The organism is Verticiella alkaliphila, assembly GCF_018904615.1.
GTDB classification, from domain to species: domain Bacteria; phylum Pseudomonadota; class Gammaproteobacteria; order Burkholderiales; family Burkholderiaceae_B; genus Verticiella; species Verticiella alkaliphila.
In genome coordinates this window covers 84,618-102,997 of the sequence record NZ_JADCNH010000010.1, presented here as the reverse complement: position 1 = coordinate 102,997, position 18,380 = coordinate 84,618, and the positions used below count along the sequence as shown (strand labels likewise).

At 68.6% G+C, this 18,380-nt stretch carries 18 protein-coding genes and 1 pseudogene; 6 read left to right on the top strand and 13 right to left on the bottom strand.

Annotation, left to right across the window (positions count from 1 at the left end; all coding sequences use genetic code 11):
• Positions 1 to 2: 2 nt before the first annotated feature.
• Complete coding sequence (locus IMZ29_RS09350) at positions 3 to 428, bottom strand: DNA polymerase III subunit chi (RefSeq protein ID WP_216183064.1); 426 nt, start codon at positions 426 to 428, stop codon at positions 3 to 5.
• 108 nt (positions 429 to 536) lie between these two features.
• On the opposite strand from IMZ29_RS09350, the gene rfaE2 reads away from it, so the two are divergent.
• Positions 537 to 1,013 carry a D-glycero-beta-D-manno-heptose 1-phosphate adenylyltransferase gene (rfaE2, locus tag IMZ29_RS09345; protein ID WP_216183062.1) on the top strand — a complete coding sequence of 159 codons (477 nt, stop codon included), beginning with the start codon at positions 537 to 539 and terminating at the stop codon, positions 1,011 to 1,013.
• On the opposite strand, the gene IMZ29_RS09340 is transcribed toward rfaE2, so the two are convergent.
• From IMZ29_RS09340 to IMZ29_RS09330, 3 genes are all read right to left on the bottom strand, one after another.
• Positions 1,003 to 1,164, bottom strand: a complete 162-nt coding sequence (locus IMZ29_RS09340; RefSeq protein WP_216183060.1) for a hypothetical protein — start codon at positions 1,162 to 1,164, stop codon at positions 1,003 to 1,005. The two genes, rfaE2 and IMZ29_RS09340, sit on opposite strands and share 11 nt — an antisense overlap.
• A 99-nt stretch (positions 1,165 to 1,263) precedes the next feature.
• Positions 1,264 to 1,917 (bottom strand): type III pantothenate kinase, encoded by a 654-nt coding sequence (locus IMZ29_RS09335; RefSeq protein WP_371820190.1) that lies wholly within the window; start codon positions 1,915 to 1,917, stop codon positions 1,264 to 1,266.
• Between the two features lie 51 nt (positions 1,918 to 1,968).
• Positions 1,969 to 2,817 (bottom strand): biotin--[acetyl-CoA-carboxylase] ligase, encoded by an 849-nt coding sequence (locus IMZ29_RS09330; protein WP_216183058.1) that lies wholly within the window; start codon positions 2,815 to 2,817, stop codon positions 1,969 to 1,971.
• Positions 2,818 to 2,906: 89 nt separating this feature from the next.
• Between IMZ29_RS09330 and IMZ29_RS09325 the strand changes: the two genes are divergently transcribed.
• The 5 genes from IMZ29_RS09325 to IMZ29_RS09305 are packed head-to-tail and all read left to right on the top strand — an operon-like array spanning position 2,907 to position 7,632.
• Positions 2,907 to 4,013: an MlaE family ABC transporter permease gene (locus IMZ29_RS09325; protein WP_216183056.1), complete on the top strand. Its 1,107-nt coding sequence runs from the start codon at positions 2,907 to 2,909 to the stop codon at positions 4,011 to 4,013.
• A complete protein-coding gene (locus tag IMZ29_RS09320) occupies positions 4,010 to 4,858 on the top strand; it encodes an ABC transporter ATP-binding protein (RefSeq protein WP_216183054.1) in 849 nt (282 codons plus the stop codon). Before IMZ29_RS09325 ends, IMZ29_RS09320 begins: the two co-directional genes overlap by 4 nt.
• Positions 4,845 to 5,792 (top strand): MlaD family protein, encoded by a 948-nt coding sequence (locus IMZ29_RS09315; RefSeq protein ID WP_216183052.1) that lies wholly within the window; start codon positions 4,845 to 4,847, stop codon positions 5,790 to 5,792. Before IMZ29_RS09320 ends, IMZ29_RS09315 begins: the two co-directional genes overlap by 14 nt.
• A 44-nt stretch (positions 5,793 to 5,836) precedes the next feature.
• Positions 5,837 to 6,505, top strand: a complete 669-nt coding sequence (locus tag IMZ29_RS09310) for an ABC-type transport auxiliary lipoprotein family protein (protein WP_216183050.1) — start codon at positions 5,837 to 5,839, stop codon at positions 6,503 to 6,505.
• Positions 6,505 to 7,632, top strand: a complete 1,128-nt coding sequence (locus tag IMZ29_RS09305; RefSeq protein WP_216183048.1) for a VanZ family protein — start codon at positions 6,505 to 6,507, stop codon at positions 7,630 to 7,632. Before IMZ29_RS09310 ends, IMZ29_RS09305 begins: the two co-directional genes overlap by 1 nt.
• A gap of 22 nt (positions 7,633 to 7,654) precedes the next feature.
• On the opposite strand, the gene IMZ29_RS09300 is transcribed toward IMZ29_RS09305, so the two are convergent.
• From IMZ29_RS09300 to fmt, 9 genes and pseudogenes are all read right to left on the bottom strand, one after another.
• The gene (locus IMZ29_RS09300) at positions 7,655 to 7,882 is read right to left on the bottom strand and encodes a YMGG-like glycine zipper-containing protein (protein WP_216183046.1); all 228 of its coding nucleotides are present in this window, start codon (positions 7,880 to 7,882) and stop codon (positions 7,655 to 7,657) included.
• 144 nt (positions 7,883 to 8,026) lie between these two features.
• The gene (locus IMZ29_RS09295) at positions 8,027 to 9,265 is read right to left on the bottom strand and encodes a YbdK family carboxylate-amine ligase (RefSeq protein WP_216183045.1); all 1,239 of its coding nucleotides are present in this window, start codon (positions 9,263 to 9,265) and stop codon (positions 8,027 to 8,029) included.
• A 181-nt stretch (positions 9,266 to 9,446) separates the two neighbouring features.
• Entirely contained in the window at positions 9,447 to 10,916 is a 1,470-nt protein-coding gene (locus IMZ29_RS09290; protein ID WP_216183043.1) for a TrkH family potassium uptake protein, read from the bottom strand.
• A gap of 5 nt (positions 10,917 to 10,921) precedes the next feature.
• Complete coding sequence (gene trkA / locus IMZ29_RS09285) at positions 10,922 to 12,301, bottom strand: Trk system potassium transporter TrkA (protein WP_216183041.1); 1,380 nt, start codon at positions 12,299 to 12,301, stop codon at positions 10,922 to 10,924.
• 36 nt (positions 12,302 to 12,337) lie between these two features.
• On the bottom strand, positions 12,338 to 13,081 hold the full coding sequence (locus tag IMZ29_RS09280) for a response regulator (RefSeq protein WP_216183039.1): 744 nt from the start codon (positions 13,079 to 13,081) through the stop codon (positions 12,338 to 12,340).
• 8 nt (positions 13,082 to 13,089) lie between these two features.
• Positions 13,090 to 15,465, bottom strand: a complete 2,376-nt coding sequence (locus IMZ29_RS09275) for a sensor histidine kinase (RefSeq protein WP_216183037.1) — start codon at positions 15,463 to 15,465, stop codon at positions 13,090 to 13,092.
• The gene (locus IMZ29_RS09270) at positions 15,462 to 16,043 is read right to left on the bottom strand and encodes a DUF4390 domain-containing protein (RefSeq protein ID WP_216183035.1); all 582 of its coding nucleotides are present in this window, start codon (positions 16,041 to 16,043) and stop codon (positions 15,462 to 15,464) included. The genes IMZ29_RS09275 and IMZ29_RS09270 overlap by 4 nt, the downstream gene beginning before the upstream one ends.
• A gap of 4 nt (positions 16,044 to 16,047) precedes the next feature.
• Positions 16,048 to 17,367: a 16S rRNA (cytosine(967)-C(5))-methyltransferase RsmB gene (rsmB, locus tag IMZ29_RS09265; protein WP_216183033.1), complete on the bottom strand. Its 1,320-nt coding sequence runs from the start codon at positions 17,365 to 17,367 to the stop codon at positions 16,048 to 16,050.
• Positions 17,364 to 18,307: pseudogene (gene fmt, locus IMZ29_RS09260) on the bottom strand (methionyl-tRNA formyltransferase). The gene rsmB and the pseudogene fmt overlap by 4 nt, the downstream one beginning before the upstream one ends.
• Positions 18,308 to 18,380: the final 73 nt, after the last annotated feature.

Below are 18,380 nucleotides of genomic sequence, written 5' to 3'. Positions count from 1 at the left end.
TCTCAGGCAGTGGCTTGGGACAGGTCGTGGCGCTGCAGGGTGTGGCCGGCTGCCTGGTAGGCGCGCCAGCGATCCCGCGCCTGGGTGCGCTCCCCAGCATCGGTGGAGACCACTTCCAGGATGCGGGCGACGCCGGCCGTGGGCGGCACGCAGTCATCGTCCAGGTTCAACACGGCGGCGAAGCCTTCGCCGGGCGCCGTGTCCGTGAGGACGACGGGTGTCTGGGCCGAGAGCGGATCCGCAGCGGGCAGATGAGGCACGAAGGACGTGCGCTCGTATTCCCACAGCAGGCGGTTGAAGGCGTGCAGGCGGCGCTTGTCGCGGCAATAGACAGCCAGGCGCTCGCCGGACCGATAGCTGGCCTCGGCCAGACGGCAGGCCGCCAGCAGGCGGTCGGGGGCGTTGAAGGTGAAGTGAACGTCGGCCATGGCCGCAACGATACCGCGAACCGGCAGGCGTCGGGGCGCGCGCTCTACAATCGCCGGCTGTCGCCGTGGCCTGCCCGGCATCGATTCCCCCCTGTCCTGGAGACCGCCATGGCTGCGCGCTTCGAACTCAAGATCCATTCCCGCGCCGACGTCGAGGCCGCCGTGCGCGCGCTGCCGCGTCCGCTGGTCTTCACCAACGGCGTCTTCGACATCCTGCATCGCGGCCACGTGACCTATCTCGACGAGGCCGCGCAGCTCGGGGCGAGCCTGATCGTGGCGATCAACACGGATGCCTCCGCGCGGCGCCTGGGCAAGGGCGAGGATCGGCCGCTCAATGGCGAGGCCGACCGGGCGGCGCTGCTGGCCGCGCTCGCGTGCGTGGATGGCGTGACCTTCTTCGAGGAGGACACGCCCGAGGCGCTGATCGCGGCCCTGCGGCCGGACATCATCGTGAAAGGGGGCGATTACGACATGCGCACGCTTGCCGAGACCGCCCTGGTCGAATCCTGGGGCGGCCGTGCGGTGGCGATTCCGTTCGAGTTCCAGCGCTCGACAACCGCGCTGGTGCGCAAGATCAGGGGCTGAGCGGGCGCGTGCTGAGCGAGTCGGCACGGATCTGCTGGTTCATGCGCAAGGGCTCGCGACCCTGCTCCTGAGGCGGGGGCCCGAAGGCGCCCGTGCCAAAGGCATAGAGCAGGAAGTTGGCGAGCAGCGCCAGGAAGAAGAAATTACGCATGGGGACGGGGCACGTCGGGTGAGGCGCCAGCCAGCATGGCCAGGCCATCGAGCACCGGATTATCCAGTACTTGAGGCGCGCCCGCCAGGGCAAGCCCGGTCAACGCCCGCGCAAGCTCCGGGCCGATGGTCGGCCAGGCGCCGCCGGCCACGGCCACGTGCACCGGCAGATCCGGGAAGTGTTCGAGCGCCAGACGGCACTGGCGCACCACGCGCCCGTCTGCGCCGCGAGGACGCCGGACATGATCGCCGCGTCGGTATGGTCGGGAAAATCCGCTGCGGCACCGCCCGCCAGGGGCAGCTGCGCCGTGCCCCGCGCCAAGGAATCCAGCATCATCTGCACCCCGGGCAGGATGAGCCCGCCGGCGAAACGGCCGTCTGCCGTGAGCGTATCCACGGTGGTTGCGGTGCCGAAGGTGGCAAGAATGCGCGTGCCGGGCAACGCGCCGGGCACGGCGCGATGACGAGGGTGGGCCCACAATCCGACCAGCGACAGCCAGCGATCCGCGCCCAATCGGCGCGGCTCGCGATAGCCGTTCACGAGGCCCAGCGTGCGGGCCTGGGCGGTGTGCCACTGCACGGGGCACCCCACGGCATGCAACGCGTCGGCCAGCGTGCGAGCGACCGCCTCGCCCCCGACGTTCACGCCCAACGCCTGCACCGGGCTGCGGGGCAATGCCTGCAGCCAGGCGGTCAGTTGGTCTGCCAGACCATCGCGGGTGAGGGCGACGGCGGCCGCTCGCGCGAGCGTCATCAGCCAGCCAGCCCAGCTTCACGCGGGAGTTGCCGACATCCATCAGCAGTTTCATGGCGTGGCCACCGTATCGGCTCGAACCGAGATGTCGCCCACGTTGACATGGAACTCGCCGTGCTCGCCGCGTAATCGCAGTTGGCCGTCCGGCGCCACGCCGCATGCCACGCCCTGTCGCTGGACCACGCCGTTGTCCAGCACGTTGACGGCGCGCCCGGCGAGTGCGTCGTGACGGGCAAAGGCGGCAGGCAGGTCAGACAGGCCGTAGCCCGGTTGCCAGTTCGATTCGGCTTCGCGCAGCGCCAGCGCCCAGCGTCCGGCGATGGTGGCGCAGACGAGATCTGGCGGATGGGCGCAGTCGGCCATGCGCCAGTCCGCCACAGCCCGGCCCAGCGCGTCGCTCAGCGCATCCGCACCGCGCAGATTCATGCCCAGGCCGATCACGAGCCGCGTGCGGCCAGGCGTCGCGCTGCCGGCACTCTCCATCAGAATCCCGGCGAGCTTGGCCTCACCCCATTGCAGATCGTTGGGCCACTTCAGGTACAATCGGTGGCCCGGCGCGAGCAGGGAATCCAGGGCTTCGCAGGCCGCCAACCCGAGACGCACGGAGAGCGTCGGCAGGGCCGCCATGGGCAGCGCCGTCTCGAACGCGCACGAGAACATGAGCGCGTCGCCGGGGTCGGTACGAAAGTTGCGATTGGCCCTGCCGCGCCCGGCAGTTTGCGCGTGCGTGCCCAGCAGGCGCGGCATGGGTTCGCCCGCGCGCGCCTGCGCGAGCAGGTCGGTATTGGTGGATCCCGACACCGGGAGCCACGCCACGTGAGCCCAATCGGGAAGCAGCTGTCGCAGTCGATGCGCCAGAACGTCGGGAAGAGGCAGGTCGGAAGGAGCTGGCACAGGCATGCGGCAACGGAACGGGGCAAGGGCCCACAGGATGTTCGATATTGTATTCAGGTCGTCCGGACCGTTCGTCGGCGGCCGGGCACGCGCCCATGGCCAGCGCTGACGCCACCGTCGAACGCGCCGATGGCGCGGTGCACGTGCGCGGGGACTGGACCGTGCAGGCCTTGCGCCGTCGGCGCGAGGTGGCGCGCCGCCAGCAGGCGCTCGCACGCGCGAGCGCGAAGGACCGCTGGGATCTGAGCGAGGTGCAGAGTCTCGACGCGGTGGGCGCCCAATTGCTCTGGCAGGCCTGGGGGCGCAAGCTGCCGGCCGAGCTCACCTTGTCGGACACGGCGAGCGACACTTTCGACATGCTTGAGGAGCATGGCCACGAGCCGCCGCCCAAGCCGCACCGCGAGTCCTTCGCGGCCATCCGTCACGTCGGTGACGGGGTCTACGGCACGTATGTGCATGGCCGGGAGATGCTCACGCTGCTCGGCCAGCTGTTGCTCGACACGGGTGCCTTCGTCATGCGCCCTCTGCGCGGGCCCTGGCGCGAGATCTCCGCCCAGATCTACCAGGCCGGCGCACAGGCGCTCGTGATCACCGCGCTGGTGGGGTTTCTCATCGGGGTCGTGCTCTCCTATCTTTCCGCGCAGCAGCTCGCCCTCTTCGGCGCCTCGGTCTACATCGTGGATCTGCTCGGCGTGGCCGTGGTGCGCGAACTCGGCCCGGTGCTTGCCGCCATCCTCGTCGCGGGGCGCTCCGGCTCGGCGATTACCGCACAGATCGGCGTCATGCGCGTCACCGAGGAACTCGACGCCATGCAGGTCATGGGCATCTCGCACGGGCAGCGGCTCGTGCTGCCGCGCGTCATCGCGCTGTCCATCGCCATGCCGCTCGTGATCCTGTGGACGGACGCCATGGCCTTGCTGGGCGGGATGATGGTCGCGGCCATCACGTTGGACCTTTCACCCACCTGGTTCCTGCTGTCGCTGCGCGATGCGATCTCGCTTGCCAACTTCTGGATCGGCTTTGGCAAGGGCTTCCTCTTTGGCGCCCTCATCGCGCTGATCGCCTGCCATTACGGCCTGCGCATCGAGCCCAACACCGAAAGCCTGGGCCGCGGCACCACGGCGTCTGTGGTGACGTCGATCACCGCGGTGATCCTGGCCGATGCCATCTGCGCGATCATCTTCAGCGAGGTGGGCTTTTGAGCGCCGCCGTGGTCGCCGCCACGCAGCCGGATCGCGCCGGGGCAGGCGAGCCAGTCATCGAGATCGACGGCCTGCGCACGGCCTTCGGCCAGCATGTCGTGCACGAGAATCTCTCACTCACCGTGCGCCGGGGCGAGATCCTCACGATCGTGGGCGGCTCGGGCACGGGCAAGACCGTGCTCTTGCGTCAGATCCTCGGCCTGACCGCGCCGGCGGCGGGCAGCATCCGCGTGTTCGGTCAGGGCCCGCGCAGCGGCAACGCGCGCCAACGCTTTGCCCTGCGTCAGCGCTGGGGCGTGCTGTTCCAGTCGGGGGCGCTCTTCTCGGCGCTCTCGGTGTTCGACAACGTGGCGCTGCCGCTGCGCGAACTTCGCTCGCTGCCGGAATCGGTGGTGCGCGACGTGGTCACGACGCGGCTTTCCCTCGTAGGCCTCACGGGCGACGATGCCAACAAGGCGCCGGCGGATCTGTCCGGCGGCATGGTCAAGCGCGTGGCACTCGCGCGCGCGCTGGCCCTCGATCCGGAGCTCGTCTTCCTGGACGAGCCCACCGCGGGGCTGGATCCGACGCGTTCCGACGAATTCGTGACCCTGATCCGCCGGCTGCATCGTCAGCTTGGCTTCACCGTCGTGATGATCACGCACGATCTGGACACGCTCTTCGCGCTGTCCGAGCGCGTGGCGGTGCTGGCGGAAAAGAAAGTCATCGTGTGCGACACCGTCGAGGCCGTCCTCGACTTCGATCATCCCTTCATCAAGACCTTCTTTCTCGGGGAGCGCGGTCAGCGCGCCCGGGAATTGAACGCTGCACGCGAGCAGGAGCATCCCGACGATGGAAAACCGTAGCCATGCCCTGATCGCGGGCCTATTCACGATCCTGCTGGCGGCGGCGACGGCGCTGGTGATTGTCTGGCTCAACCGTGACAACCGCGATCTCGTGCCCTACGATCTCGTGACGGTCGGCTCGGTGCGTGGCCTCACGCCGCAGGCCGACGTTCGCTATCGCGGGCTGCTCGTGGGCAAGGTACAGTCCATTGGATTCGAGCCGGATGGCCAGGGCGTGATGCTCATACGCATCGGCGTGCAGGATGGCACGCCGATGACCGACGCGTTGAAGGCGACGATCGAGATGAAGGGTGTGACGGGCGTGGCGTATGTGGACCTGAACGACGACGGCCGGCTCGGCCAGCCCCTGCCGTCCTCCGCGTCCAAGGTGGCGCGCATGGACATGCAGCCTGGCTTGACCGAGCGGCTGATGGACCAGGCCGGTGAGCTCATGGATCGTCTGCAGACCGCAGGCGACCAGGTGGTGGCGATGCTGGGGCCCGAGAACCAGCGCGCGCTGCACACGGCGCTGGAGAACGTGGCGGATGCGACGGCGCAGATGGACTCGCTGCTCGCCAACCTGCAGCCGGCGGTGGCCGAGGCCGTGCCGATGATGCGCAGCTTCAAGCAGGCCGCAGGCGAGGCCAACACAGCCGTGCGCGAGATCGCCGGGCTGGCCACCGACGCGCGCCGCTCGCTCGCGACGATCACCGGGCCTGGCGGGATGGTTGAGCAGGCCGGCCAGAGCGTGGCGGACCTGCGCCGCGCGGCTGCCCAGCTGGCAGGCGTGGTGCCGCAGGTATCGGGGGCGGTGGGCGAGGTGGGCCAGGCCGCACGCTCGGCCAGCCGCACCCTGCAGCAGGTGGAGCGTGCGCCGCAGTCGCTGCTCTTTGGCCCGGCGCCCGTGCGCCCCGGGCCAGGCGAGCCCGGATTTGAGGGATTCCAGGGACAATGAGGGATGCCGCCCACGGCATCCGCTAGGCAACGAGAGGAAGGACCATGACGCAGGGATTCGCACGCAACGCGCAACACGCACGCTCAGCCACCCGCTGGCTTCTCGCGGCCGGCTGCGCCATCGTGCTGGCTGGCTGCGGCAGCCTGGGCCAGGTCGCCCCACAGCCGCAGGTGCTCGACGTGGGCACGACCCAGACGCCGCGTGTGCCGTTGCCGCCTCGGGCACCACTGGCGGTGCCCGCGGTCGAGGCAGCACCCTTGTTGCGCAGCCAGGGCGTGGTCTGGCGCGAAAAGGGCTCGCTTTCGCCGCAGGCCTATGCGTCCTATCAGTGGGCATCGCCCCCTGCCGAGTTGCTGGGCCAGCGTCTGCGTGAGCGTCTATCGACCGAAGGGCCGGTGCTGCCGGGCAATACCGGCGGACTGCCCGAGCTGCGTGTCACGCTCGAGCGTTTCGAGCAAGTGTTCGATCCGGCGGCTGCCGTCGGCGGCGCCCCGGTGAGCGCGGGCGACATCGCCCTGCGCGCCGTGCTCACGCAAGATGGCCGTGTGCTCGATCAATTGCGGCTCGCGCTGAGCGTGCCAGCGGCCAGCGGCGATGCGCCGGGTGGCGCGCGCGCCTTGCGCAGTGCGGTCGATGCCGTGTCCGACAATCTGGCGGAGTGGCTGTCCCAGCAGCCCAGTCTCGCCGCGACCGGCCGACCCGGCGTGCGCTGATGGCCGGTGACGGCTCGGCTCCGGGGGCCGGCTCGCCCACGGCCCGGCTGGCTTTCCTCGTCGCGGTCTGCCTGCTGGTGTACGGCAGCTTCTTTCCGGCCACGGAATGGTCGCATCCCGGGGTCTCGCCCTTTGCCTGGCTCGGCGCGCCATTTCCAAGGTATTGGACGTTTCCCGAGATCGCGTGGAACGTCCTGGCCTACCTGCCCGTGGGGCTCTTGCTCGCGTGGTCGCTGCGGCCCGCCGTGCGCGGGGTGGCGGCCGTCGTGGCCAGCACCCTGGTGTGCGCGGCCATGTCAGCGACGGTGGAATCGATCCAGACCTATCTGCCCGGTCGTGTGGCGTCCAACGTGGATTTCCTCGCCAACACGATGGGCGCTTTCATCGGCGCAGTGGTAGGTGTGCTGACCGCGCGGCGCATCATCGATGCCGCCTGGGAAGTGCACTGGGGCCGCCGGATGTTGCGGCCCGGGACGCACGCCGCGGTCGTGCTGGCCGGGCTCTGGATCCTGGCGCAGATTCCGGCGCAGCCCATGCTCTTCGGCACGGGCGACATCGTCGGGCTCTTGCCAGAGGCCGCCTTTCGGCCAGAGGCGTGGTGGCCTGGCGTAGCCGGCATGGATCCGATGTGGCGCGTGCGGGCCGAACAGGTATGCACGGCTTTCGCCGTGACCGGCATGGCCATGCTTCTCATGCACTGCCTGCGCCCCGTGCCGCTGCGGGCGCTTCTCATGCCGCTGCTGGTGATCGTGGCCCTGAGCGTGAAGGCGGCGGCGCAGCCGCTCGCGCCGCCGGGCGGGCCGGACGTGTTCGCCTGGCTGACCCCCGGTGCCTGGGGTGGCCTGCTCGCCGGATTGGTCGCGGCCACGGTGCTGACGGCCGCGCCTGCCGTCTGGCAGCGCCGCGTCGCCATCCTGACCCTCCTGGGCCAGCTCCTGATCGTCAATCTCTTTCCGATTGACCGCTATTTCCAGGCATCTGTGGCCACGGGCTACACCGGGCTGCTGTATCTGGATGCCTTGCTGCGCGAGATCGCCGTGCTGTGGCCGCTCGCGGCGCTCGGCTGGCTCGCCATGGGAAAGGGCTCGCGGGATGCTGCCGATCGGCAGCATCCCGCGAGCCCTTGAGCCCCTGGACTGGGTCGCGAGATCAGCGGCGCTTGCCGATCTGATCGCCGACGACGCCGCCAATGGCAGCGCCGCCGACCGTGCCCAGCACGCCGCCGTTCGTGATGGCCGCACCGGCCACGCCACCCACGCCAGCGCCGGTCACGGCACCCTTCTGACGACTGCTCATGCTGTCCCACGTGGAGCAGCCAGCAGCGGAGAGGGCAACGACGGAGACGGCGGCGATCTTGGCGAAAGACGTGATTTTCATGGTTGGACTCCTGAGGTGGTAAGAATCAAAGTGCGAGACAGCAGAGCAAATTTCAGACCCGCTGCCCTTTGCGGCATTTATGGCACGAGCCAGCTCAACCAGGTGTAAAGCCTTGTACGTTCGCGTAACGGTCGAGCTGGCACATCAATGCAGTCGTTCGGGTCGGCGCGTCATGTCCGCAGGTAGCAGGGGCAGACTGCTCGCGATCGGTTCCGAGCTCGCGCGAACGCGGCGACGCGCCGGTGTCGTGACCAGCGTGCCCGCCGTACCTGTCTCGCTCTGCCACGCGTCCGCTGCCGCGGCGACCACCGCACGCAGATCGCGATGCTCGTGGTAGCGGCTGCGCAGCCAGCGTGCATCATTGCCCACATGTAATGCCTCGTCACGCAAGGTGCCGACCAGATCCGCCGTGCCGAGCTCCTCAGCCACCGGCATCACCTTGTCGAAGGTAGTGCGAAGGTGGGTGATGAGTCGACCGCGTTCGCCCTCTGGCGTCACGTACGCTGCCTGAAGCCCGAAGCGCGTCGCCTGGAAGCGGTTGGTATCGTAGGCCAGCCACATCTGCGCGCTGGGCGCAGGCTCACGGCGCACGGCTTCGGCCAGCGCCTGGACGAACGCTGCCAGCTGGCAGGCCTTCTCCAGCGTGAGGGGCGTGTCGCACACCCGGATCTCGATCGTGCCGAGTTCCGGCTTGGGCCGGATGTCCCAGTACAGGTCCTTCAGGCTCTCGACCAGGCCCAGCGAGCGCATGCGGTTGTAGTAGGCCTCGAACTGATACCAGTCGTGCACGTCTTCGGGGAGGTGGCCGGACAGGGGGAATGCCTGGACGGCGTTCAGACGGCTGCAGGCAAAGAGCGTGTCCACGCCCTCCCGGTATGGCGAGGAGGCCGACAGCGCCACCAGATGCGGGACGTAGGGCGAGAGGCGACGGATGAGATCGCAGGCGGCGTTGCCGTTGGCCACGCCAAGATGGATGTGCTGACCGAACACCGTGAATTGTCTGGCGAGATAACCGTACAGATCCGCCAGGCGGCGAAAGCGGGGCGAGTCGTAGATATCGCAATCGCGCCAGCTCATGAATGGGTGTGCGCCGCCGCCGGACACACGCACCCCCACGCGCTGGGCCGCGCCCAGCAGGGCAGTGCGCAGTTCGCGCATTTCGGCGAGCAGCCCCGCCGGGTGTTCGTGAACGGAGGAGTTCAGTTCGATCATGGCCCGCGTCATCTCGGGCTTGACGCGGTCAGCGGCCGGGTGATCCGCCAGCTGTTCGAGCAGTTCGCCGGCCCGGCCGGCGAGATCGTGCGTGTCGGGGTCGAGCAGCTGCAGCTCGAGTTCGATGCCCAGCGTGTTGTAGCGGGATCGCGCAAAATCGATGGAATCCATGCGGGTCTCCGGTAGGGGGGCGCCTCGTTCTTTGTCGCAGTGGGCGCTTGGGGCGGCATCGGGGCAGGGCGTGAGCGCGCTGCCATGGGCGTCGTCGACGAGTGTAGTCAGGGGATGCGACAACACCGTGAAGGCCGATGTGCGGGAGACGCACAGCAGGCGGCGTGCCCGATGCAGACGCTCAGCGGCGCCAGAACACGGGGGTGAAGAGCACCAGTACCGTGGCCAGTTCCAGACGGCCGAGCAGCATGGCAAACGTGCACAGCGTGATCTGCCAGCCGTTCATGTCGGCATAGCTGCCCGCGGGCCCGACCATGCCCAGACCCGGGCCAGTGTTGTTCAAGCTGGACAGCGTCGCGGTAAAGGCGGTGAGACCGTCCAGGCCGGAGGCGAGCAGCAGCAGCGTGCCCAGGCCGAGCGAGGTTAGATAGAGCACGAGAAAACCCACGACGGCGAGCAGGACACGGCTGTCGACGGGGCGCTGGCCCAGCCGCAAGGGCGCAATCGCCTTCGGGTGGACGAGACGCAGGAGTTCGTAGCGCGCCTGACGAACGAGCAACAGCAGCCGGATGAGCTTGATGCCGCCTCCTGTCGAGCCGCTCGAGGCGGCAAAGCACGACACCAGCAGCATCAGGACGGTGGCAAAGAGCGGCCAGCTGCCGTAATCCGTGTTGGCAAAGCCCGTGGTGGTAATGACCGAGATCGTGTTGAACATCCCGTAGCGCAGGGCCTCGCCGAAGTCGGGGTAGACACCCTTGGCGAAGAGGAACACGCTCACGATCATGCCGGTGCCAAGCGCGATGGCGAGGAAGTACAACGCTTCCGGGCAGCGCCGGTAAGCCAGCAGACTGCGGCCACGCCAGGCCGAGAAGTGCGTGGCAAAGTTGATCGCGCCGAGCAGCATGAACGCCATGGCCACGAGTTCGACCCGCAGCGAGTCGAAGCCTGCGATGCTCGCGTCCAGCGTGGAGAAGCCGCCCAGTGCCACGGTCGCGCACATATGCACGAAGGCATCCACCCCGTCCAGTCCTGCAGCTCGGTAGGCCAGCCAGCACAGCACCGAGACGGTCAGGAAGATGGCATACAAAGCCTTGGCGGTGCCAGCGATGCGCGGCGTGAGCTTTTCCTCCTTCATGGGCCCGGGCGTCTCTGCGCGCACCACTTGGCTGCCACCCACGCCCAGCAGGGGCAGAATCGCCACCGCCAGCACGAGGATGCCCATGCCCCCGATCCACACCAGCGTGGCGCGCCAGACGTTGATCGACGGCGGCAACAGGTCCAGTCCGGTGAGTACCGTGCCGCCGGTGGTCGTGAGCCCCGACATGGTCTCGAAGTACAGGTGCGTCAGCGGAATTGGCGCGCCCACCCGATCGAAGTAGATCTTGAGCGGGATCGTCGCGAGCAGGGGAAGCAGCGTCCAGACCAGCACGACGAGCAAAAAGCCGTCGCGCGCCTGGAGTTCGCGCTGGTGCCGTCGTGTGAAGATGATTGGCAGGATCCCGAGCAACAGCGACAGCCCGAAGCCTTCAAGGAACGCCCAGCGCGTGCCATCGCCTGTGTAGAACGACACCCCGACGGGGATGAGCATGGCGAGCGAGAAGATCACCATCGCGCAGCCGGTCAGGTGGAGGATGGGCAGCAGGCGCTTCATGATGGTCAGAAGAACGAGGCCGATACCTGGAACAGCTGTTCGACTTTTGGAATCAGTCGGCGGCGCGTGACCAGCACGATGACGTGATCGTCGGCCGCGATGACGGGATCCTGATCGGGACGCAGGATGGTGTCGCCGCGCACGATGGCGACGATGCTCGTGCCTGACGGCATCTTCACCTGCCGCAGGCGTCGCCCGACCACCTTGGAGGACTTCGCGTCACCATGGGCGATGGCCTCGAGCGCCTCGATGGCACCCCGGCGCAGCTTGTGCACCGCCACCACGTCGCCGCGTCGGACATACCGCAGCAACTCGCCGATCGTCGCCTGGTCCGGCGCGACCGCCACGTCGATGCGACTGCCTTCCATCAGTTCGCCATAGCTGCGACGGCCGATGAGCGCCATCACGCGGCGCGCGCCCATGCGCTTGGCGAGCAACGAGGACATGATGTTGTTCTCGTCGTCGTTGGTGAGTGCGAGGAAGACGTCTACGCCTTCGACGTTCTCGTCCTCGAGCAGGTTCTCGTCGGTTGCATCCCCCTGGAGCACCAACACACGGCTGGGCAGGGTCATCGACAGCATCTCGCAGCGTACGCGGTTGTGTTCGATCACCTTGACGGCATAGCCTTCCTCGGCGAGCTCGCGCGCAAGGCGGGCGCCGATGTTGCCGCCGCCGGCGATCATGATCGTGTGTGCCTGACGCGAGAGCCGGCGCATTTCGCGCACCGCGCCGCGCGCCGTTCGGGCGTCCGCGAGCACGAGCAGTTCGTCGCCCGCCTGGACGACGGTGCGGGGATTGACCTCTATCGCGCGCTCGTCGCGAAAGATCGCGACGACGTGGGCATCCACGCCCGGCAGATCGGCGGCGATGTCCCCCGCACAACGGTTTACGAGCGGGCTTTCGCGCGGCACCACGACCAACACCAGCGTGACCTGACCATCGGCGAAGTCCACCACCTGCAGCGCCTGAGGGAATTCGATCAGCCGGTGCAGATAGGTGGTGACGCTGGCCTCGGGGCTGATGAGGTGATCCACACAGAAGCCATCCGGCCCGATGAGATCAGGCTCGTCGACGAATTCCGTGGAGCGGATCCGCGCGATGCGCTGCGGGACATTGAAGATCTGCCGCGCCACCTTGCAGGCCACGAGATTGGCCTCGTCGCTGGCCGTACAGGCGATGAGCATGTCGGCATCGGCGGCGCCTGCCGAGCGCAGCACCGAAATGTGGGTACCATTGCCCGCCACGACCCGCAGATCCAGACGCTCCTGAAGGGCGAGCAGCAACTCGCCATTGGTATCGATGACCGTGATGTCGTTCTGTTCGGACACCAGGTTCTCGGCCACGCTCGCGCCCACGCGCCCAGCCCCGAGGATGAGGATTCTCACGACAGCAGTTCCGGCGAAGGCGCGTGAAGGAAAAGATCAGTTGCCGCGGCTGGCGGGCCGGCTGCGGCGGTTGACGTCGATACCGAGCTGCTTGAGCTTGCGATACAGGTGCGTGCGTTCGAGGCCGGTCTTGTCGGCCACGCGCGTCATGCTGCCGTTCTCGCAGGCCAGATGATGCTCGAAGTAGATCCGCTCGAACGCATCGCGGGCTTCGCGCAGTGGCTGATTCAGCGCGATGCTGCCCAGGCTGGCTTCGCCTGCCTGGGCCGAGAGCGCCACGGCATCGGCCGGCACGGATTCGCTCGCGGCCTGGGCCGCGGGTACCGCTGCAGCCGGGGCAGGTTCACCCGACACTGCCACCGCTGCGGCGTTGCTCGCAGGTGCGGCAGCCGCCGGAGCATGGCGCTGCGCGCGCTCGCCCGCCTGCAGGCCGCTTTGCACGGCCTTGAGCAGGCGTTGCAGCGTGATGGGCTTTTCCAGGAAATTGAGTGCGCCAATACGCGTGGCCTCGACCGCGGTGTCGATCGTGGCATGACCACTCATCATGATCACCGGCATCGTGAGCAGGCCTTGCGAAGACCACTCCTTCAGCAGACTCACCCCGTCGGTATCCGGCATCCAGATATCCAGGAGGACGAGATCGGGACGGCCGGCATTGCGCGCCTGACGTGCCTGCGTCGCGTTCTCCGCGAGTTCGACCGTATGGCCCTCGTCATACAGGATCTCCGACAGGAGTTCCCGGATGCCGATTTCGTCATCGACGACAAGAATCTTGGCCATGCGACACCTTACTCATGCAGACTTTTGGGTTCATGTCCGTCTTGTAACACGGGGGAGGGCGCTGACGCGCCAGACTCGACAAGACGGGTCAGCAGAATCGACACGTAAGCCCCACCCTCGGGCCGGTTCGTGAGTTCGATGCGTCCGCCATGCTCTTCGACGATCTTCTTCACGATGGCAAGGCCGAGGCCAGTACCACGAGGCTTGGTCGTGACATAGGGCTCGAAGGCCCGCTGCAACACGCTGTCGGCGAAACCGGGACCGTTGTCGGTCACGGTGAGCTGCACGGCAGCAAGCCTCGTGCCATCCGACAGTCGGGCATTGGCCGGGCGTGTGGCGATGCTCACCGTGGGCGTTTCGGGAGGCGGATGATCCTTGGATCCAGCGACCGCGTCCATGGCGTTGGAGACCAGATTCAGGATGATCTGGCGCAGTTGCGTCGGGTCGCACAGCGCATGCGGCAAGGGCTCGGCCAGCGACACCTGCAGGCGCGCGCCTTCGCCGCTGCCGTGCGGCGCATGCTGCGGATCCCAGCCATACAGCGCGAGCACGTCGGCCACCAGGGCGTTCAGGTCGGTGTCCTGCAACACGGGCGAGGGCGTGCGGGCATAGTCGCGGAAGTCGTTGACCATGGACTGCATCGAGGCGACCTGGTTCACGATGGTCGTGGTGGCGCGCTGCAGGAGTGCGGCATCCGGGCCCTCGAGCTTGCCTTCGAGCTTGACCTGCAGACGCTCTGCGGACAGCTGGATTGGCGTGAGCGGATTCTTGATCTCGTGCGCGAGGCGGCGCGCCACCTCGCCCCAGGCCACCACCCGGCTTGCCGAGATGACGTCGGTGATGTCGTCGAACACCACCACGTAGCCACCTGCGCCATCGACCACCAGGTGCGAGCCGCGCACGAGCAGCATGAGCGAGGTGGCCGTGCGGCGCTGGTGCAGAAAGGGCTCGGGCGCGGGCTCGGACAGGCCCGCGTCGCCGGGCTTGGCGATCTCGATCTGCTGCTGCCAGTGGTGGCGGCTGCTTGCCGTGGCCGCATGCGCGGCAAAGGCCTGGCGAATCGCGCTGGCAAAGCCCGCGAGGTGCGGCACGGTCTCGAGCGGGCGGCCGGGCGCCGTGCGCAGATCCGCGCCCAGGATGCGCTGCGCGCCCTGGTTCACGGTGGTGAGGCGAAAGCCCTCGTCGAACACCAGGACGCCCGAAGACAGCGTGGCAAGGACGTTCTCGAGATAGGCGTTGGAGCGCTCGAGCTGCAGACGATTGGCCTCGACCATGCGGCGGGCTTCGGCGAGCTGGCGCGTCATGGCGTTGAACGAGCGCGTGAGTTGGCCGACTTCGTCCCGGGTCGGTGGCTCGGGCAGCTGGCGATAGTCGCCCACGCTCACCGCATGCGTGCCGGCCGCCAGGCGCAGCAGCGGCCGCACGAGGCGTGACGACAAGGCGAAGGCCGCCCCGATGGCCGTGAAGGCTGCGAGCAGCACGGCAAGCGTCAGCGTGATGCCATAGAGCTTGCGCAGGCCGAGCCGGGAGAGCGAGAGTTCCTGGTAATCCCGGTAGCCTGACTGTACCTGGTTGGCGGCGTCGGCGATGAGGTCCGGCACGGGCTGCACGAGTTGCAGATAGCGCGCATCGGGCCGCAGGAAGGCGTTCAGCTCGCCGTAGTCCGCGCGCGAGACGAGCGGCACGATCACCCGCAGGATCAACCGGCCGTCGTCTGCCTGGGGTGTGGCTGCCTCGGTGGCGGAGTAGCTGCGCGCCGTGCGCACCTGCTGCATGATCGTGGGCGGTGGCAGATCCGGCGCGAGCGTGCCGAAGTTGCTCGTGGAGAAGGCCACCACCGAACCATTCGCCGTGAAGACGAGGGCTTCGGGCACGGCCAGGCGCTCGCGCAGCCGGGTCAGTGTCAAGGCCACGTCCGGGTCCGGGCCGGCCGGCAGGTCGCCCAGCTCCAGCTGCATCGCGCGGGCCTTGTTGTTCAGGTCCACGAGCCGCGAATCCAGGGCGGCACGGCCCAGGTCCAGGCCGGCATCGAGCGCCGCGTTCACGCGCACGTTGAACCACGTCTCGATCGAGCGCGAGATGAAGCCGACGGACAGCGTGTAGATGAAGACGCCAGGCACCACGCCGACCAGGGCAAAGGCAAATGCCAGGCGAGCCGTGAGGCGTGCGCCAAAGGCATGGCGACGCAACTGGCGCACGAGGCGCACGGCAAGCACGATCACCCAGGCGCCCAGCCCGATCGCCACAATCGTGTTGAGCACGAGCAGGACCGGATAGTAGGTGTCGAGCTGCGACGCGTTGTTGGTGGACCAGGCGAGCAGACCGAGAAGCGCCAGCGCGCTGGCGATGGCCACGCCAAGCGTCCAGCGCATGAGGCGGCTCATGGGGCACTACCTGTGTCGGGCACGTCGATCGTGAATTCGCGCCAGGGCGTGGACAAGGCCCACGCGCTGCTGTTGATGGCGTTCACCTGCAGGGGGCGCGAGAGCTGGGTCACGTCCAGCCGCAGCCGCAGCTGGCCTTGGTAGCGTTCACCGGGCGCAAAGGCATTGCCGGGCGCGATCTGCCATCCGCGGATGTGCCGCACCAGCGCCAGCGCATCGTCGAGCGAGGCCACCGGCAGGGCGAGTCCGCCGCTGCTCACCCGCCATTGCCGGATGAGCGCGTTGTACGAAATGCTCCAGAGCCGCTCCGTGGCGAGCACCTGCTGATCGAACCACCACCAGCGCGGCTGGGTCACGATGACGTCGGCCGAGAAGTACAGCGTGAGTCCGCGCTCGGCGGCGTTGCGCAACTGCTCGTTCAGATCGACGGCGATGTCGGCATCCAGTCGCCAGCCGTCGTCGTGCCGCGTCACGGCAACGGACTCGACGACTGGGGCGGTGGTCTGCGCCAGCGTGGCGGCGCTCGTCGCCCAGAGCGGGATCAGGATCAGCAGGCGGGCGACAAGACAGCGCAGCATGCAGTCAGGCTTTCTCGAAAAGGGCGTAGAAGAAGCCGTCGTGCTGGGCGTTCGCCGCAGCCTCGGGTACGGCAGGGATCAATTGCCCGGGGGCGTCCCGTCGCTGGGCGTCCGGATGGCGCCGGGCAAAGGCTTGGGCCTGATGCTCGCCCTCGGCTGGAAAGAGGGAGCACGTGGCGTAAAGCAATTTACCACCCGGGGCAGTGACCTGCCAGAGCGCGTCCACGATGCGCGCCTGCAGCGCGGCGGTGCGCGCGATGTCGTTGTGTCGACGCAGCCAGCGGATGTCGGGATGGCGGCGCACGATGCCCGATGCCGTGCAAGGCACGTCGGCCAGCACGGCGTCGAAGGGCTTGCCGTCCCACCAGGTGTCGACACGCTCGGCGGCCGCGGCACGCAGCGTGGCGTGCAGACCGAGACGTGCCAGGGTCTCGTCCACACGCGTGAGTCGCTTCGCGTCGGCATCGAGCGCGAGCAGGTCGATGTCGGCCAACTCCAGCAGATGCGCCGTCTTGCCGCCAGGCGCGGCGCAGGCGTCGAGCACCCGCATGCCATCGCGCACGCCGAGCAACGGTGCGGCCAGCTGTGCCCCGGCATCCTGCACGGACCACCAGCCCTCGGCGAATCCCGGCAACTGCTGCACCGGCCGGGCCGTGTGCAACACCAGACCCGCGTCGCCGTGGGGCGTGCTGGTGATGCCGATGTCAGCCAGGGCTTGCGCCACGGCAGCCGGCGTGGCGCGCCGGCGATTGACGCGCAGCGTGAGCGGGCCGGCATGGTTGCCTGCCCGCAGCACGTCCTGCCAGGTCTGGGGATAGTCGCGCCGCACTTGCGTGACCCACCAGCCGGGATAGTTCCAGGCGCCTTCGGGCCCGCTGCGCGCGGTCTCGTTCAGCGCCTCGCGCTCGCGCAGGTAGCGGCGCAGGCAGGCGTTGAGCAGACCCTTGTAGCGCGCCATGTCGGGCTGCCCTGCGGCGGCCTGCACGGTCTGATCGACCACGGTGTGGGCGGCGTAGCGCGGGGTGCCGTCGCGCTCTGCCTCGGCGGTGTCTTCGGCTTCGCCGAGCAACGTGAGCGAGACCTGCAGCAAGGGGTCGAGCAGCGGATGGGGTGGGATGCGGTCCAGCAACTGGCTGCGCACCGCGCGCGCCCAGCCCAGGCGTCGCATGGCATGAAAGGCGAGGGCTTGCGTGCCGGGGCGCAGATCGGCGGGCACACGGGCGAGCGCTTCGGTGAGCGAGATGCCATTGGCCACGTCGGCGCAGGCCTGGGCGGTGGCCAGCAGCAGACGGGCGAGCGGTGGGGCTTCGCGCGGCGCCGTCATGCGGGCACCGTCCAGCCGTGCACGAAAACGTCGACCGTCTGGCGCTTGCCGCCGGCCTTCTGCAATTCGAGCAGACGCAGGGTACCGGCACCCGTGGCGATATCGATGCCTTGCGCATCGGCACGCAGCACCGTACCCGGTGCGGCAGCGCTTTCGGCCGGCAGGGCCTGCGCGCGCCAGACCTTGACCGGGTCGGCGAGGCCGGGCAGCGCCACCGTGGCGCCGGGCACCGGATTGAAGGCCGCGATGCGGCGCGCAAGCTGGGGCGCATCGGCGCTCAGGTCGAGGCGGGATTCAGCCTTGTCGAGCTTGGCCGCGTAGGTCACGCCCTCGTCCGGCTGGGGCTCGGGGGCGAGTTCCCCCGCGGCGCGCGACGGCAGGGTGTCGACGATCAGACGGGCGCCCAGGTCGGCGAGCGCGTCATGCAACGTGGCGGCGGTGGTGTCGGGCCCGATGGGCAGGGCGGCGCGCGCCAGCATGTCGCCCGTATCCAGACCTTCGTCCATCTGCATGATGGTGATGCCCGTCTCGGCATCGCCGGCTTCGATGGCCCGCTGGATAGGGGCGGCGCCGCGCCAGCGCGGCAACAGGCTGGCGTGGATGTTCAGGCAACCGAGCCGGGGCAGTTCGAGCACCCAGGTCGGGAGAATCAGACCGTAGGCTGCCACGACCATCGCGTCCGGGGCGGTGGCAAGCAAGGCGTCACGTGCGGCTGCCGCCTCGTCCGGATAGCGCCCGTCCAGGCGCAGGCTGCGCGGCTGCAGGACCGTCGCGCCATCGGCCAGCGCGGCGAGCTTGACCGGGCTGGGTGTGAGCTTCAGGCCACGCCCGCGGGGCGGTCTGGCTGAGTGAGCACGAGGGGGATCTCATGCCCGGCCGCACGCAACGCGGTATACGCGTGACGGGCGAACTCGGGCGTTCCGGCAAAAACGAGGCGCATGGGGACGACAGGTAGGGGCGGCCCGCGAAGGCCGCCCGGACGATTCGAAAAGGAGACGACGGGACGCGCGCCC

What these genes read in the sequence shown, in the direction of transcription:
- IMZ29_RS09350 (WP_216183064.1), bottom strand. Translation starts at nt 428, where the DNA reads ATGGCCGACGTTCACTTCACCTTCAACGCCCCCGACCGCCTGCTGGCG.
- rfaE2 (WP_216183062.1), top strand. Translation starts at nt 537, where the DNA reads ATGGCTGCGCGCTTCGAACTCAAGATCCATTCCCGCGCCGACGTCGAG.
- IMZ29_RS09340 (WP_216183060.1), bottom strand. Translation starts at nt 1,164, where the DNA reads ATGCGTAATTTCTTCTTCCTGGCGCTGCTCGCCAACTTCCTGCTCTAT.
- IMZ29_RS09335 (WP_371820190.1), bottom strand. Translation starts at nt 1,917, where the DNA reads ATGACGCTCGCGCGAGCGGCCGCCGTCGCCCTCACCCGCGATGGTCTG.
- IMZ29_RS09330 (WP_216183058.1), bottom strand. Translation starts at nt 2,817, where the DNA reads ATGCCTGTGCCAGCTCCTTCCGACCTGCCTCTTCCCGACGTTCTGGCG.
- IMZ29_RS09325 (WP_216183056.1), top strand. Translation starts at nt 2,907, where the DNA reads ATGGCCAGCGCTGACGCCACCGTCGAACGCGCCGATGGCGCGGTGCAC.
- IMZ29_RS09315 (WP_216183052.1), top strand. Translation starts at nt 4,845, where the DNA reads ATGGAAAACCGTAGCCATGCCCTGATCGCGGGCCTATTCACGATCCTG.
- IMZ29_RS09310 (WP_216183050.1), top strand. Translation starts at nt 5,837, where the DNA reads ATGACGCAGGGATTCGCACGCAACGCGCAACACGCACGCTCAGCCACC.
- IMZ29_RS09305 (WP_216183048.1), top strand. Translation starts at nt 6,505, where the DNA reads ATGGCCGGTGACGGCTCGGCTCCGGGGGCCGGCTCGCCCACGGCCCGG.
- IMZ29_RS09300 (WP_216183046.1), bottom strand. Translation starts at nt 7,882, where the DNA reads ATGAAAATCACGTCTTTCGCCAAGATCGCCGCCGTCTCCGTCGTTGCC.
- IMZ29_RS09295 (WP_216183045.1), bottom strand. Translation starts at nt 9,265, where the DNA reads ATGGATTCCATCGATTTTGCGCGATCCCGCTACAACACGCTGGGCATC.
- IMZ29_RS09290 (WP_216183043.1), bottom strand. Translation starts at nt 10,916, where the DNA reads ATGAAGCGCCTGCTGCCCATCCTCCACCTGACCGGCTGCGCGATGGTG.
- IMZ29_RS09280 (WP_216183039.1), bottom strand. Translation starts at nt 13,081, where the DNA reads ATGGCCAAGATTCTTGTCGTCGATGACGAAATCGGCATCCGGGAACTC.
- IMZ29_RS09275 (WP_216183037.1), bottom strand. Translation starts at nt 15,465, where the DNA reads ATGAGCCGCCTCATGCGCTGGACGCTTGGCGTGGCCATCGCCAGCGCG.
- IMZ29_RS09270 (WP_216183035.1), bottom strand. Translation starts at nt 16,043, where the DNA reads ATGCTGCGCTGTCTTGTCGCCCGCCTGCTGATCCTGATCCCGCTCTGG.
- rsmB (WP_216183033.1), bottom strand. Translation starts at nt 17,367, where the DNA reads ATGACGGCGCCGCGCGAAGCCCCACCGCTCGCCCGTCTGCTGCTGGCC.